The sequence below is a fragment of the Paenibacillus sp. PSB04 genome, from assembly GCF_025809195.1.
In the GTDB taxonomy this organism is placed as follows: domain Bacteria; phylum Bacillota; class Bacilli; order Paenibacillales; family Paenibacillaceae; genus Paenibacillus_AQ; species Paenibacillus_AQ favisporus.
This window is the reverse complement of sequence record NZ_CP081301.1, coordinates 5,815,317-5,829,738: the sequence shown is the minus strand read 5'-3', so window position 1 is coordinate 5,829,738 and position 14,422 is coordinate 5,815,317. Positions and strand designations below refer to the sequence as shown.

The window sequence follows — 14,422 nt, the reverse complement described above, 5'->3', positions numbered from 1 at the left end:
GGCTGGATTCTTGGTTTCCGAGGATCCGGCTTTTTTTGCCTGAAGGGGATGCGAAGCTTGTCCCCAGAGGCGTCGTGTGTAGACGTTTGTACCTAATTTGTTGATCAATTTGTGTACAAATGCTAGAAGCTATTAAAAAATAGGAAAAATTGGCCGAATATTAATAAAGAACGGTTGGTTTTGGTAGGAGGTTCATCCTAAATAAATCGATGAATTGGGGAAAATGTACTAGATTTCGCACCTTTCATTTTAGTAGCAAAAGCTGCTGTAAGCGGACCTGGTGATTACGAATGGAGCTACGTGCTCAGGAGGGCTTGATGATCAGACTGTATACGCTTGGGATCAAGAACGTTTCTGCGGCGCATTTCGATCATTTTATGAAACGGGTCTCTCCCGAACGAACCAAACAAGTACAACGAATCAGAAACAGGAGGGATGCTGTAAGAAGCCTGTTCGGCGAAGTCATGGTGCGCTGGGCGGTGAACCAAGTAAAGCCTGCAGCCGCCTTTTCCAAGCCATGGACACGCAGCGAATTTGGCAAACCGGCCTTTGCAGACGAACCGGATATTCACTTTAATCTTTCCCATTCCGGAGATTGGGTGGTAGCCGCCCTCGGCCCGTCTGAACTTGGAGTGGATGTCGAGCAGGTGCTCCCTGTGAACCCGGGAATGGCTGAATTATTTTTTTCACCCGCTGAACTCGGACTGCTTCAACACTTGACCGAAGAAGAGCGGCTGAACCGGTTTTATGACATCTGGACGCTCAAAGAAAGCTATATCAAGTGCATCGGCAGAGGATTAAGTCAGCCGCTGGACTCATTTACGATCACGGTTCGTCCGGACGGAAACATTGAGTACAGCGGTCCCGACATTGAAGCACGCAATTATCAATTTATGCTGATCCCTATGGAAGGGCCATATAAGCTCGCGGTCTGTACGAAAGCAAAGGGGCCGATCGAAATTTATACGCCGGAAATGGATCAACTGTTGGATATGAAAATGTTTGTAGATTAATTTCTGAAATGAATGGAAATATCCATGAAAATTATGATAGACTAGGTTTGCGAAATGAACAATTTATAGTTACTAATTATTCATTAGTATCTATAAAAATGTACTTGTGAAATCCATAGGCAAAACTGCTGAAAAGCAGTGACGCAAAGCTATAGGGACTACTTCCGAAACGGGATATGTCAGCCAGTTGCAAATGAATTGGTGAGCTGTGGTTTGCATTCCCATAGGTTGCTATTTTTTTGCCCTGAATATGCTGTTTTCGCCACAGGGAGGTGTGATTCGTACAAAAACCAAGATCGTTTCTAGCATGGCCAGGTGGATAGGCGCCTGTAAGATTACATAACAGAGAGTCAGACAAAAGGAGAGAAACGAGAATGAGCAAGTTTCAGCAGTCTTTCAAGAAGTGGCGGTTTAAAAATTTAAGTATTGTAAGCAGAAGTATGCTGCTGACCAGTCTTTATATTTTCATCACCGGGGCTGTCGTCATTGGCGCAAGCTTTTATATTCAGGGCACCGTTCTGACCGAGCAGCTGCAGTCGGATTCCGGTAAAACGATGGATGCCCTGGTGAAGAGCGTATCGGTACAAGATGTCGAGCAGGCCAAGGATGTTAAGGATCCCAACGCCGCTGTCCAGCAAAAGCTAACGGGTATCTTTGACGAGCTGTCCCGTACACATCCGAATATTGCCCAAGGGTATATTTTCGGGCCGGAGCTCGAAGGAGGCAATCAAACCTCGATTATTTCGATGCCGTCGGCTGTGCTGGAAATGTTCGCCAAAGATAATTTGCATCTGGGCGACCTGTACGAGCAGCCTAAAATTCATGCCGATGCCGTCCGCGAAATGCTGAAAACGAAAAAACTGGTGTTTACCAAAGCATATACAGATAACTATGGTACATGGATCACGGTCCTGTATCCGTTCCAGGATGCAGGCGGTAACATCTTCGCCTACATGGGCATTGACGTGGATGCCAGCCTGGTCTCTACCGGTCAGAATGATCTGCTGCGCAACACGCTGTTCGCCCTGCTGATTACGCTGGTGATCGTACTGGCGCTGCAGTACTACACGAACAGACGGACGTTTGCCCCGATCAAAACGCTAATGACGGCGCTGGACAAGCTCAGCAAAGGCGATTTTACCGTACAGCTGAAGGCTGGCGACGATGAGCTTGGGCAGGTTAACGCCAAATTCAACACGATGGTGAACCAAATCAACGAGCTGGTAGGGACGATTAAAAAAGTATCGGAGCAGTCGGCAGAGCAGTCGAAGTTCCTGTTCTCGGCTGTGGAGAACAATAACAAAAATTCGTTGGCCATTACGAAAAATATTGAACAAATGTCCGAGCGGGTTGCACTGCAGAGCACATCCATCACGGAGAGCGTCGTTTCGCTGGAGGAAATTTCGTCAGGCGTCAACACGATTGCCGGCAATACGTCCGAGCTGTCGGACATTTCGATGCAGATGAAGGATCAGTCGGAAAAAGGAAACGAGAACGTCGAGCAGGTTATCGAGCAGATGAATTCGATCAACCACTCGGTTAAAAATTCGGTGGACATTATTGAGAAGCTGCAGGTCCGTTCCCAGGAAATCGGCCAAATTGTCCAGGTGATTACGGAGATTGCTTCCCAGACTAATCTGCTGTCCCTGAACGCAAGCATCGAAGCGGCGCGGGCCGGCGAGGAAGGCCGGGGATTTGCCGTGGTTGCCGATGAGGTCAAGAAATTGTCCGAAGAGTCCAGAAGATCCGCCACGCAAATTATCGAGCTGATCCGCTTCATTCAGGATGAGACCGCACTGGCTGTCGAGGCCATCAGCGAAGGCGAGCAGAACGTCGCCAAAGGGATTGAGGTCGTTAAGGAAACCGGCTCCCTGTTTAAAGGCATGATGATCGCGACCGATTCGGTTACGAGCCAAATTCAGGAGGTTTCTGCAGCGACGCAGCAGATGGTTGCCGAAACCGAGCAAATAACGGCTTCCATCAAACAGCTTGCGGAGCTGGCGGAGAAAAACTCGGCCGTATCCAGCGAGATCAAGACGAGCGCCCAGGAGCAGCAGGCCTCTTTTGACAGAATTTATGATTCCGCCAATCAGATGAACCAGGTGGCTGACCAATTGGAAACCTTAGTCGACAAATTGCGGGTGTAATCATGAAGGAGCTGAACATTTTGAACACAACATCGATAAGCGAGCGCAGCAAGGCATACTGGTCCCAGGAACTCGAGCTTCCTCTGCCCGGACTCAATCTCTACACGGATGAGCCGGTGCGGGAAATTCAGCCCGATTTGCTGCGGATCACGGAAACGCTGGACTTGGGACCGGAAGAGGCTGCTGAACTGAGCCGGCTGGGCAACCCTCGTGCCTGGTGGCTGGCTGGTTACGCGGTGTTCCTGTACAGGATGAGCGCCGATCAGGATTTGCTGCTTGGCGTGGTGAGCCGGCAAGGAGAACTGCTGCCGCTTCGCGCAGCGATCAGCGGACAGGATACGTTCCGGCAGGTCTATGCGCGGATCGAAGCCAAGCTGGGAGAGCTGGACGCTGCGGATTTGAGTCTGCAGGAGCTTGAAGAAATGATAGGGCAGCCCCTCGGCTATCAAGCGGTATACGGCGAGGCTCATGGAAGCCGCCCTGCCTGGCTGGGCTGGAACGTTCAAGCGAAATCCGGCCGTTGGACGATGAGCATCGCCTATGCACGCCAGCTGTTCCGGGAACAGACCGTGCGCAAGTTCAGCAGGCATTACGCTCAAATCGTTCGCGGTGCGCTGCGGAACGCGAATCTGGAAATCAGCCGCCTGCCTTTTCTGCTGGAGGAGGATCGGGCCGCTTATACTGTTTTAAATGATACGCAAATGGAACTTCCGGAACAGCCGACGATCGTCCGGATGATGGCTTCCACTGTAGCGAAGTATCCGGACCGGATCGCCGTCACTCAAGATGGGCAGCAGTTAACCTACAAGCAGCTTGACCGGCAGTCCAACCGGATTGCGAACATGCTGCTGTCCAAAGGGCTGCAAAAAGGGCAGTTCGTGCCTATTTTCATGAAACGGAGCCTCGAAACGATTGTTTGCATGCTTGGCGTTATTAAGGCAGGCGGGGCTTACATTCCGCTGGATCCTTCCCATCCGGATGAAAGAAACGCCTACATTATTGCTGACACGCAAACCGGGATGATCCTGACACATGCTGAATATGTGGACCGTCTGGAAACGCTGCTTGCCGGTTTTGACAGGAAGCCGGAAATTCTCCCATTGGGAGAACAAGCGGACTCCTACCCGGAAGCAGCATCCCCGGTTGCCATTGAGCCGGATGATCTGGCCTATATCATTTATACGTCCGGTTCCACAGGCAAGCCGAAAGGAGCCCTGATCGCTCATCAAGGCGTCGTCAACTTGGCGGAGTCCACGCGCAGGGAAATGGATCTGACCGAGGAGGACGTGATTCTTCAGTACTCCACGTTCAGCTTTGACGCGTCGGTCTATGACATTTTCGGATCGCTGGCCTGCGGCAGCCGGCTGCATCTGCTTACCGATGAGGAGCGTTTCTCCATCGACGCCTTTACCGCGGCAGTGGTGAAGCAGCAGGCGACGCGCGTCGCTATTCTGCCGACCGTTTTCTTCAACCAGCTTGCCGCCCATTTGCCTGAAGAGGATGCGCCCAAATACGCGAACATCAAGAGCATCATCGTCGGCGGCGAGGCGTTGTCGGGAGAGGCCGTACGCATGCTGCAGAAAAAGCTGCAGGTTCCGATCGTCAATCTTTACGGTCCTACCGAGATTACGGCGGTGGCAACCTCTCATATCGTCGATTATCCGGTTCCGGACGATCTGACGACAGTATGTATCGGAACGCCGCTGAGCAATTATGAATTGTACATTGTCAGCGAGCACGACGAGCTGTGCCCGATCGGAGTTACCGGCGAGCTCCTGATCAGCTCCGTCGGCGTGGGCAAGGGGTATTTGAACCAGCCCGAAAAAACGAAGGAAGCCTTCATCACCGATCCGATTACGCCGGAGTCGGGCAAGAAATTTTACCGTTCGGGCGATATGGTCCGTCTTCTTCCGAGCGGACTGGTGGAGTATCGGGGTAGAAAGGATGCCCAGGTAAAAATCCGGGGCTTCCGGATCGAGATCGGAGAGATCGAGGACAATCTGGCAAAGCATGAGTCCGTCAAGGATATCGCTGTCATTCCAAGAATCGAAGCGGACGGAACCAAAGTGCTCGCTGCCTTTTATACGTCAAATGACGGGCAGCCGGTTGCTTCCAAGGACCTCGCCCAATTTTTAGGCCAAAAGGTGCCCGGCTATATGGTTCCCAAATATATGTGCTTCGTGGATCAAATGCCGCTGTCACCGACAGGGAAAATCGACCGCAAAAAGCTGGCGGCTTTCGAGATCGTGCCGGAAGAGGACGATTCGCCGTATGAAGCCCCGGTCACGGCCATTCAAAAGGAAGTGGCCGCTGCCTGGGAGAAAGCGCTTGGCCAGACGAGAATCGGCATCCACGACGATTTCTTTGAAATCGGCGGTTACTCTTTGAAAATATTGGAGATCCTGGTGCTGCTCAAGCCGAATTATCCGCAGTTGAAGATCAACGATTTCTTCGTCTACCCGACGATTGCCGCATTGGCCGGCCGGATCGAAGTGCTGGCCCATGAAGCGTCCACAGCCGAGGAGGCATTCGGTGAGGACGTTCCGCTGCAGGATTTAGCGGAGTTTCCGCTGAGCTTTTACCCTCAAGATTCTGCCGAAGGGCGGGTATACACGCAGGAGAATATTTTGCTGACCGGCGCGACCGGCTACCTTGGCTCTCACCTGCTGTACGAGCTGCTTCGCCAATCGAAAGCTTCGATTTATTGTCTCGTTCGGCCATCCGGCGTGCAGGAGCCTTACGCCCGGCTGGAACAGACGATGGTCGGATACTTCGGGAATGAAGTCAAACGTCTGATGGACAATCGGGTCATCGCCGTGCAGGGCGATCTCGAACAGGAGCATTTAGGATTGAGCGGGGAAGTTCGAGACATGCTGGCAGATCGCCTGGACTCCATCCTCCATTGCGGTGCGGAAGTCAAGCATTTCGGGGAAGCGGACTATTTTGCCAGGGTCAACGTGGACAGCACGAACCATCTGCTGGCATTGGCTAAGTCCAAACCGGGCGTTCGGTTCCATTTTATTTCGACGCTCGGCATTCCGGAAGATTTGGCGCTGAACGGCCAATGGGCTTCGATCATGGCCGGCTCCGGTTATGACGAAGCTTACGTCGAGAACGTCTACACCAACAGCAAGCTGGCTGCCGAGAAACTCGTCGTGCAAGCCGGCCGGGAAGGCCTTGCTGCTTCCGTGTATCGCGTAGGCAATTTGTCCTGCCGGTCGGATAACGGCTTATTCCAGAATAACATCGACAACAATGCGTTTTACCGCATGCTTAAGGCGATGCTGCTGCTTAAAAAAGCGCCGGATGTTCGCTGGGAAGTCGATATGACGCCGATCAATTACGCGGGAGAAGCCATTACCGCCTTGGCGCTTCAGGACGCGACCGTCGGAAGGATGTTTCATATCTGCAACCCGGTCACGGTATCTTATCGAGACATGGTGCGGTTCTTCCAGGCATACGGTTATACGATCGACTTGACCGATTGGAAGGAATACGAGCAGTGGCTTCTCGATCCGAAGCAGGCCAAGGACCAGGCGGGCCTGGAGCTGGCCATGGCGCAGCTGGAGGGGGACGGCGCGAAAAACTCCAATTACCGCTACGCATGCCCGCAGACGCTCGAGTACCTCGAGGGGACCGGGGTCCAGTGTGCTCAGCCGGATGAGGCTTATTTCCGCAAGCTGATCGCTCATGCCGTTAATGTGGAGTATTTTGAGCAGCCCGAATAGTCGGGAGAATTGTTACCACTCAGACAAACCCTTGGGCCGCACTGCGGCAAGCGGATGGTCATGAACGGGCAAGGAAAGAAAAAGGTTAGAACGTGTTAGAAATAAAGACAGAAACGGACGAAAGCGAATAAAATAGCCGGAGCCGTATGAGGAGCTCGAGTTTTGCAAGGCAGGGTGGGCATGGTATTGTGCATCTGCGACCGCAGGACATAGCAGACAAAAGAGAGAACTCGTTATCATATAGCGATACAATCGATACAGCAGCAATTCTAACAGCAAGACACGAGCAATACACCGAGCAATACACCGAGCAATACATGAGTAATTCACCAGCAAGAGCCAGCTTTAGAATGAGCAAAGGGTAGAGGCAGAACCGGACCAGCAATCGCATGGATAAAAGCAAAAGCATTGTCAAGAAGCATAAGCATGACCAAGCTCCGCCGAATGATCATAAGTAACAATAGTAGAAAAACAATAGCACCTAATAGCGGCAGGACGTTAGCTATACGACTGTGAAATTGAAATGAATGAATGGTACAAGAATAATACAGAAAGACAGATAAGGAACAACAAACTGCGGGAAATAGGCAATACTAAGGGGATTTGCGGAACTTTGCGGGCTCTTTCGGCAAATGATATTTCCAGCCATATTAGCATTCCTAGTCATACCACTCATCCTTTTCCACGTTTGCTGAATATTGAAATCGAACGACATGATACCGTTCGATTTTTTTTTTTGCAATCCCTTGAACCTTACGCTGCGTAATGTTTTATATTAGAGCTACCGGTACAAGTCTTCGCGAAGCAAGGGGATGATTATGAACACGCAGTGGAAGGTCGGGGAGCTGGCGGCCATGACGGGACTGACGATCCGAACGTTAAGGTACTACGATCAAATCGGTTTGTTTTCTCCGTCCGGACATACCGAATCCGGTCACCGGATCTATAACGGGCATGATTTGGCCAAATTGCAGCAAATATTGTCTCTGAAAGAGCTGGGATTGTCGCTGGATGAGGTCAAGGAAATCGTGGAGGGGAACGAATTCAGCCCGCTCGACATTGTCCGGATCCAGATGGACCGCCTGAGAAGTACCATCCGGTTGCAGCAGCGGCTCCTGCAGGAGCTGGAAAACGTATCGGCTCTTCTGCAGCATGACCAAACGTTAACGGTTAACGAGTTTACCGCGCTGCTTGAGGTGATGAAGAAGAGCAAGGAAAAGTTCTTTTTGGAAAAACGGACAAGCATGGAGCGCAGCCTCGACCGGCTCGGGGAGGCGCTTGGGGAAAATAAGCCGGATCCCAAGAATGAAACCATCCAAGGAGGCCATAACCATGAATAACGAACGTTCTGTCATTCACGAAACATTTGTCATTGAGCGCAATTATCAAGCAGCACCGGCGAAGGTGTTTTCGGCCTGGTCTGATCCGGAGCTGAAGTCAGCTTGGTTTTCGAAAGCCGACAGCTTCGAATTTAAGGTGGGGGGGCGCGAAGTCAATGCCGGCGGTCCTCCGGACGGCCCGGTTTTCACCTATGATGCAATCTACCAAGAGATCGCCGAAAACGAGCGGATCGTCTATACGTATACGTTAGACCAGGGGAGCAACCGGATGTCCATATCGGTTGTGTCGGTGCAGTTCCAGGCGTCTGGGCAAGGCACGCGGCTGATTTATACGGAGCACGGGGCGTTTCTGGACGGGCTTGATACAGCCTCGATCCGTGAGCACGGGACCAAGATTATGCTGGATAAGCTGGGCGAAGTCGTAGCTGAGTAGCCCGGTCAAGGTGGTCATTGCAAGATGCAGTACTGCATTCAGATACAAGGAGGTCGCCTCAGGATCCTGAGGCGCCTTTTTTTGCTTTGAAGGGTCGGTCTTCAGTCTTCAGTTAGAAGTGCCGCCGTGTAGAAAAAAACGAATGCATACCGCATGGACTCTGCTATCATATAGATGATGAGGATTTATACATACAGAAGGAGGGGATTCCTTGAACCGAAACGAAGCATACAGGGTCGTACCCTTAGGGGAATCGGCGGTTGTGGTGCATCTTGGCGACATGGTCAGCGAAGATTTGCACCGTGAGGTTCAGGCGCTGGCCCGCCGCATTGAGGCAAATCCCTTTCCAGGGTTTGTCGAATGTGTTCCGGCGTTTACGAGCGTGACCGTGTTTTATGATCCGTTCGGGCTAGATTTACCGTTGCACGAGACCGGCCGGATGGATTATGTGCAGTCCCTTCTGGAAACTTATATGGCGGACATCCAGGAAACGCCCGAAGCGGTGCCGGTGGTGATCGACATTCCGGTATGCTATGGAGGCGGGTTTGGCCCGGACTTAGAAGAAGTCGCCTCCATCAATAACCTGACCACTCAGGATGTGGTCCGCATCCATACAGCTCAGACCTATTTGGTCTATGCGGTGGGGTTTGCTCCCGGGTTCCCTTATTTGGGCGGGCTCGACGAACGGATCGCCGCGCCGCGTAAACCGTCGCCGCGGCTTGCCATTCCGGCCGGGTCGGTCGGAATCGCGGGTACACAGACGGGAGTATACCCGGTGGAAACCCCGGGCGGCTGGCAGATCATCGGACGTACGCCGCTTCCCCTGTTCAGGCCGGATCAGGATCCGCCCGCGCTGCTGCGGGGAGGGGAATATATCCGGTTCCGTCAGATTGACGCGGCGGAATACGAGCGGATCAAGGGGGCGCAGTGATGAGCATAACGGTCATAAAACCCGGTCTGATGGCGACGATCCAGGACTTGGGAAGATCAGGCTACGGCAAGTATGGGGTCATCGTCTCCGGCTCTATGGACCGATTTGCGCACCGGACGGCCAATTGGCTGGTGGGCAACGATGAGAGCGACGCCCTCATCGAGGTGACCTGGTCGGGGATGTCCGTCCGCATGGAGCGGGAGATGTGGGTAGCCCTGACCGGAGGGGATTTTTCGCCGCAGATTGACGGTGTACCGGTTCCGATATGGAGACCCGTCTTTGTCCGAAAGGGCAGTACACTCACGTTCACTGGGCCGAGGGCAGGCTGCCGGACATATTTGGCTGTTGCAGGAGGCATCGATGTGCCTGAGGTGCTTGGCAGCCGCAGCACGTATATCCGTGCCGGGATCGGCGGCATGAAGGGAAGGGTGCTGAAGGCAGGGGACATCATCCCAATTGGGACTGGCAATGGCCGGTTACGGCATCCATCCACAAAGGGAACGCAGCCTTTTGATGCGGTGAGGTGGGCGGTTCCGGCCTCGGAAAGGCCCGCTTACAGCGAGCACCCTTACGTCCGGATCGTCCGCGGACCGCAATTCGGCGATTTCGACGATGTGAGCCGGCGCGCGCTGCTTGATCATGATTTTCGGGTTACGCCCCAATCGGACCGGATGGGGTACCGGTTGGAAGGTCCGCGGCTGCAGCTTCACCGCCCGCAGGAATACATATCGGAGGGTGTGACGATGGGGACCGTGCAGGTACCGTCCGATGGGCAGCCGATCATTCTGATGGCCGACCGCCAGACGCTCGGCGGCTATCCGAAGATCGCCCAGGTTGCCGGTGCGGACCTGCCGGTGGTTGCGCAGACACCGCCCGGCTCAACCCTCCGCTTTAGGGAAATCAGTCAGACGGAAGCGGAACAATTATGGATGGATCAGGGCATACGATTAAGGCGGCTTGCCCGGATGATTGCCCTTAAATTAAAGGAGGACGGATGGCTTGATGGGTTGGATTGACTTGAACTGCGATATGGGGGAAGGATTCGGCGTATACCGGATCGGGGCCGACGAAGAGCTGATGGGGGAAATTACGTCCGCCAACATCGCCTGCGGGTACCACGCCGGCGATCCCTCCGTCATGCGGAAGACGGTGAAGCTGGCTTTAAGCCGCGGGGTCGCCATCGGCGCGCATCCCGGTTTGCCGGATCTGGCCGGCTTCGGGAGAAGAAACATGGATATTTCGCCGGAGGAGGCCATGGATTTGGTGACGTACCAAATCGGCGCACTGCAGGCGATTGCCAAACAGGAGGGCGGGCGCCTTCATCATGTCAAACCGCACGGCGCCCTGTACAACATGGCTGCGGTCTCCGCTCCCCTGGCGGATGCAATCGCCGAAGCTGTCTGCCGCACGGACGAGTCCCTGATTCTCTACGGCCTGGCAGGCAGCGAGCTGCTGGCTGCGGGGGCAAGGTACGGGCTCACAACGGCCAGCGAAGTATTCGCCGACCGTACGTATCAGCCCGACGGCACGCTGACGCCCCGCAGGCTGCCCCACGCGCTCATCACGGACACCGATCAGGCGGTTCGGCAGGTGATCCGCATGGTGAAGGAAGGCACGGTAACTTCCGCGGACGGAGCGGAGGTGACCATTCAGGCCGACACGGTCTGCCTTCATGGTGACGGCGAGCATGCCATCACCTTTGCCAGGGAGCTTCGGACACGCCTGGATGCGGAAGGCATTGGAGTCAAGCCTGCAGGAGTATGACCCTGTCATCAATACAACCAAAAAAGACAGTCCGTCAGGCCTTTATGCCTGATGCGGACTGTCTTTTTGCGGTTCCGCCGCATGATTCAGCATGAGGCCCAGCTGCCTCACGTAAGGTCTCAGCTCGTCGACGGAATCCAGAAAGTTCGTATATACCCGGACCAAAGTCGCGTTCGGTTTATCCTGTTGCAGCTCCCGCCGAAGCAGGTCGATCACTTCCAGCAGCTCTTTCTGAATCCGCTCCGGCTGGGGCAGCTCTTGGACCTTTTGGGCAAAATACTGCAGAAACTCACCCAGGTTCGCCCGCCGGGTCGGAAGGTCCACCGGATTGATGTCGTTAAAATAGGCGCTCGACACCTTAAGAATCGGGACCGGCTCCTTATCGATCATGTCGCGGATGACCGCGTCCATCCGGTCTACGCAAAACCGGGCCAGTTCCGCCATCGGGCAGGCGATGGCCGTTTGGACGGCATGGGATAAATATTCCCGCGACATGCCGCGGTAGATGGCCACAATATCCCCAAGATAAGGGGAGATGGAATCTCCGTATGCTTCGTAGAAGCAGTCGCGGTGCCACGTCAGAAACGCGGCGCGCTTTTTTTTCCATTCCACCTGGAAGTTTTCGTTAGCGGTGATCGGCAGATCTTTGAACTCGCTCGTAAAAAAGTGGTTTTCCAGCATGTATTGAAGCTGAAACTCGATCTTGCGCCGCAAAATTTCCTTCGGCGGGTCCCCCGCCAGCCGCAGCGAGCGATCCAGCTCCCGGGCTTGCTCGAACATCGTCCGGTGCACGAAGGTGAAAACGCCGGTAAACAGGTCCTCTTTCGAGGGAAACACTTTATAAATGCTGCCCTTGGCCATGCCGCATGCTTCCGCAATGTCCTGCATGGAGGCGGCGAAATATCCTTTTTCTTTAAAAATATGCATTGCCGTATTGATGATCTGCTGCTTTTTGATTTGCTCCATCCTTACCACCCCTACACATTTTGACATGATGTCCGCCAAGGGTCAACAAAGGAATTGACACAAAAAACTCAGGAGTCATATAATGAACTAGTGAGTTTTATGCGGATATTGAAGTTGACAGGAGGTGAGCCAAAGCGAGATGCTTTGGCGTGAAGTATGAAAATTTCGGATCAGATCGAAATGCTGGAACTGTCCCTTTCCATGGGCGATCGGGAGATGGTGATTCATCCTGTAGTCATCCGTGATCAGGATTCCTATGTATTGGTAGACACGGGGATGCCGGGCTGCTACGAAAAAATCGTAGAGCTCATGTCTCAGGCTGGGATTGACCCTGCCGCCCCTCACTCCATTATTCTTACCCACCAGGATATCGACCATGTGGGCAGCCTGCCTCAATTTAAGGGAGAGGGCGTAGAGGTATATGCACATGCGGAAGACCAACCCTACATCGACGGACTCAAGCCAATGATTAAATTTAGTGCTGACCGTAAAAAGGGGCTGCTGGAGTCGCTGCCGACCCAATTAGCTGAAGCCTTTGAGGCGACCTTTTCCGGAAAGGTGACCAATGTGACCCGCCTTCTTGCCGACGGAGAGAAGCTGCCTTTCGGCGGGGGACTGACCGTCATTTATACACCGGGCCATACTCCAGGGCATATCAGCTTGTATCACGAGCCGAGCAAAACATTGATTACCGGTGACGCTATGGTCGTTAACAACGGCGAGCTGCAGGGACCGAATCCGCCGGTGACGCCGAATATGGACGAAGCGATGCAGTCGATCACCAAATTCAAAGCCTATCCGATCGAAAACGTCATCTGCTATCATGGCGGTCTGTACCAAGGGGATGCCGGGGCGCGAATCGCTGAACTGACTGAGAGCCTGTAATGACAGACACCGCAAGCTTGAACAACAGCCGTTTGAGGAACAACAAATGGCTGCGGTTTTTGGTGACCTGCGTGTTTGCCGTCATCGGCGGATTCATCTTCCAATGGATCCATATGCCGATACCATGGCTGCTGGGCTCCATGGTTTTTGTCATGATCGGCTCCAAGCTGTTTAAAGGCGTTTCTTTCTTTTGGCCGGGGCAGGTGCGCAATACGGGGATGATCATCATCGGTTATACGATGGGATTGTCTTTCACCTTGTCCACGCTGAATCAGATCGGGCATCAGCTGCCGACGATGGTCCTATTTACGGCGCTGCTGCTGGTCGTTGCTGCGGCGATCGCCTTTATGATCGCTTTTCTGTCGGGAATCCCATTTCCTACGGTGCTGATGGGCAGCATTCCCGGGGGGCTGAGCCAAATGATCACGCTGGCGGAGGAAGTGGAGGGAATCGATTTGACGGTCGTGACCTTCCTTCAGGTGTCACGGCTGATCATGATTATTTTCTGTGTGCCTCTTTTGATTTTCAGCCCGCTGTTCCATACCTCGGGATCGCATGCATCAGGAGCCGCATCTGCGGCGCTGTCTGCCGATTGGTCCGCCTTGTTTCCGCATATCTGGCTTTTCGCGGTGGTATGCGTCGCATTTGCTTTGGTTGGCAAGCGGATCAAATTTCCGACAGCCTTTCTGCTCGGGCCGATGATCGGCACCATCCTTCTCAATTTATCAGGATATGAGGGACATTCGCTCCCGCCGGTGGTTCTGAGCCTGTCGCAGCTGATGATGGGCGGGTATATCGGACTGCTGCTCAAACCGGAAAATTTGAAGCACAAAGTGAAAATCATTTTGCTCGCCATATTGAGCGGTGTCGTGCTGATCGCATGCTCCCTCGGGCTCAGCGTGCTGCTGACCCAGTTTCATGCGATTACGGAAGTAACATCATTTCTCAGCCTTTCGCCAGGCGGCATGGATCAGATGGCGCTGATCGCCAAGGAAGTGAACGGGGACCTGTCGGTTGTCACCTGCTACCAGCTGTTCCGGACCCTGTTTATCTTTTTCGCCGTACCACCGCTGCTCAGGCTGATCTTCAGATCGATGCTTAAAGGAAAAAAATTGGCCAACAGGCCGATGTGATTGATCAACAGTGCAACCTACATGTTTTATCTATTCAACCAGCCATCGCATTTCAGCTTTGGCTGATTTTTTTATCTTTAAT

The 14,422-nt window shown here is 53.4% G+C and carries 11 protein-coding genes and 1 riboswitch; of the genes, 10 read left to right on the top strand and 1 reads right to left on the bottom strand.

Annotation, left to right across the window (positions count from 1 at the left end; translation table 11 throughout):
- Positions 1–317: 317 nt before the first annotated feature.
- From K2F33_RS26785 to K2F33_RS26750, 8 genes are all read left to right on the top strand, one after another.
- Positions 318–1,013, top strand: coding sequence for a 4'-phosphopantetheinyl transferase family protein (locus tag K2F33_RS26785; RefSeq protein WP_263879873.1), 696 nt, complete (start codon positions 318–320; stop codon positions 1,011–1,013).
- Between the two features lie 108 nt (positions 1,014–1,121).
- Positions 1,122–1,208, top strand: a riboswitch (cyclic di-GMP riboswitch).
- A gap of 179 nt (positions 1,209–1,387) precedes the next feature.
- Complete coding sequence (locus K2F33_RS26780; RefSeq protein WP_263879871.1) at positions 1,388–3,160, top strand: methyl-accepting chemotaxis protein; 1,773 nt, start codon at positions 1,388–1,390, stop codon at positions 3,158–3,160.
- Positions 3,161–3,180: 20 nt separating this feature from the next.
- A complete protein-coding gene (locus K2F33_RS26775) occupies positions 3,181–6,888 on the top strand; it encodes a non-ribosomal peptide synthetase family protein (RefSeq protein WP_263879869.1) in 3,708 nt (1,235 codons plus the stop codon).
- Between the two features lie 818 nt (positions 6,889–7,706).
- Positions 7,707–8,228, top strand: coding sequence for a MerR family transcriptional regulator (locus tag K2F33_RS26770; RefSeq protein ID WP_263879868.1), 522 nt, complete (start codon positions 7,707–7,709; stop codon positions 8,226–8,228).
- Complete coding sequence (locus tag K2F33_RS26765) at positions 8,221–8,661, top strand: SRPBCC family protein (RefSeq protein WP_145134404.1); 441 nt, start codon at positions 8,221–8,223, stop codon at positions 8,659–8,661. Before K2F33_RS26770 ends, K2F33_RS26765 begins: the two co-directional genes overlap by 8 nt.
- A gap of 211 nt (positions 8,662–8,872) precedes the next feature.
- The gene (gene pxpB, locus K2F33_RS26760; protein ID WP_263879867.1) at positions 8,873–9,592 is read left to right on the top strand and encodes a 5-oxoprolinase subunit PxpB; all 720 of its coding nucleotides are present in this window, start codon (positions 8,873–8,875) and stop codon (positions 9,590–9,592) included.
- Entirely contained in the window at positions 9,592–10,608 is a 1,017-nt protein-coding gene (locus K2F33_RS26755) for a 5-oxoprolinase subunit C family protein (RefSeq protein ID WP_263879866.1), read from the top strand. Before pxpB ends, K2F33_RS26755 begins: the two co-directional genes overlap by 1 nt.
- Entirely contained in the window at positions 10,595–11,356 is a 762-nt protein-coding gene (locus K2F33_RS26750; RefSeq protein ID WP_263882456.1) for a LamB/YcsF family protein, read from the top strand. The genes K2F33_RS26755 and K2F33_RS26750 overlap by 14 nt, the downstream gene beginning before the upstream one ends.
- 42 nt (positions 11,357–11,398) lie before the next feature.
- On the opposite strand, the gene K2F33_RS26745 is transcribed toward K2F33_RS26750, so the two are convergent.
- Entirely contained in the window at positions 11,399–12,322 is a 924-nt protein-coding gene (locus K2F33_RS26745; RefSeq protein WP_263879865.1) for a TetR/AcrR family transcriptional regulator, read from the bottom strand.
- A gap of 156 nt (positions 12,323–12,478) precedes the next feature.
- On the opposite strand from K2F33_RS26745, the gene K2F33_RS26740 reads away from it, so the two are divergent.
- Both K2F33_RS26740 and K2F33_RS26735 read left to right on the top strand, forming a co-directional pair.
- Positions 12,479–13,207, top strand: a complete 729-nt coding sequence (locus tag K2F33_RS26740; RefSeq protein ID WP_263879864.1) for an MBL fold metallo-hydrolase — start codon at positions 12,479–12,481, stop codon at positions 13,205–13,207.
- Positions 13,207–14,340, top strand: coding sequence for an AbrB family transcriptional regulator (locus K2F33_RS26735; protein WP_263879863.1), 1,134 nt, complete (start codon positions 13,207–13,209; stop codon positions 14,338–14,340). The genes K2F33_RS26740 and K2F33_RS26735 overlap by 1 nt, the downstream gene beginning before the upstream one ends.
- The last annotated feature ends 82 nt before the right edge of the window (positions 14,341–14,422 follow it).

Bases quoted from the DNA above. Each gene is read 5' to 3' on its own strand.
- K2F33_RS26785 (WP_263879873.1), top strand. From the start codon at position 318: ATGATCAGACTGTATACGCTTGGGATCAAGAACGTTTCTGCGGCGCAT.
- K2F33_RS26780 (WP_263879871.1), top strand. From the start codon at position 1,388: ATGAGCAAGTTTCAGCAGTCTTTCAAGAAGTGGCGGTTTAAAAATTTA.
- K2F33_RS26770 (WP_263879868.1), top strand. From the start codon at position 7,707: ATGAACACGCAGTGGAAGGTCGGGGAGCTGGCGGCCATGACGGGACTG.
- K2F33_RS26765 (WP_145134404.1), top strand. From the start codon at position 8,221: ATGAATAACGAACGTTCTGTCATTCACGAAACATTTGTCATTGAGCGC.
- K2F33_RS26755 (WP_263879866.1), top strand. From the start codon at position 9,592: ATGAGCATAACGGTCATAAAACCCGGTCTGATGGCGACGATCCAGGAC.
- K2F33_RS26750 (WP_263882456.1), top strand. From the start codon at position 10,595: ATGGGTTGGATTGACTTGAACTGCGATATGGGGGAAGGATTCGGCGTA.
- K2F33_RS26745 (WP_263879865.1), bottom strand. From the start codon at position 12,322: ATGGAGCAAATCAAAAAGCAGCAGATCATCAATACGGCAATGCATATT.
- K2F33_RS26740 (WP_263879864.1), top strand. From the start codon at position 12,479: ATGAAAATTTCGGATCAGATCGAAATGCTGGAACTGTCCCTTTCCATG.
- K2F33_RS26735 (WP_263879863.1), top strand. From the start codon at position 13,207: ATGACAGACACCGCAAGCTTGAACAACAGCCGTTTGAGGAACAACAAA.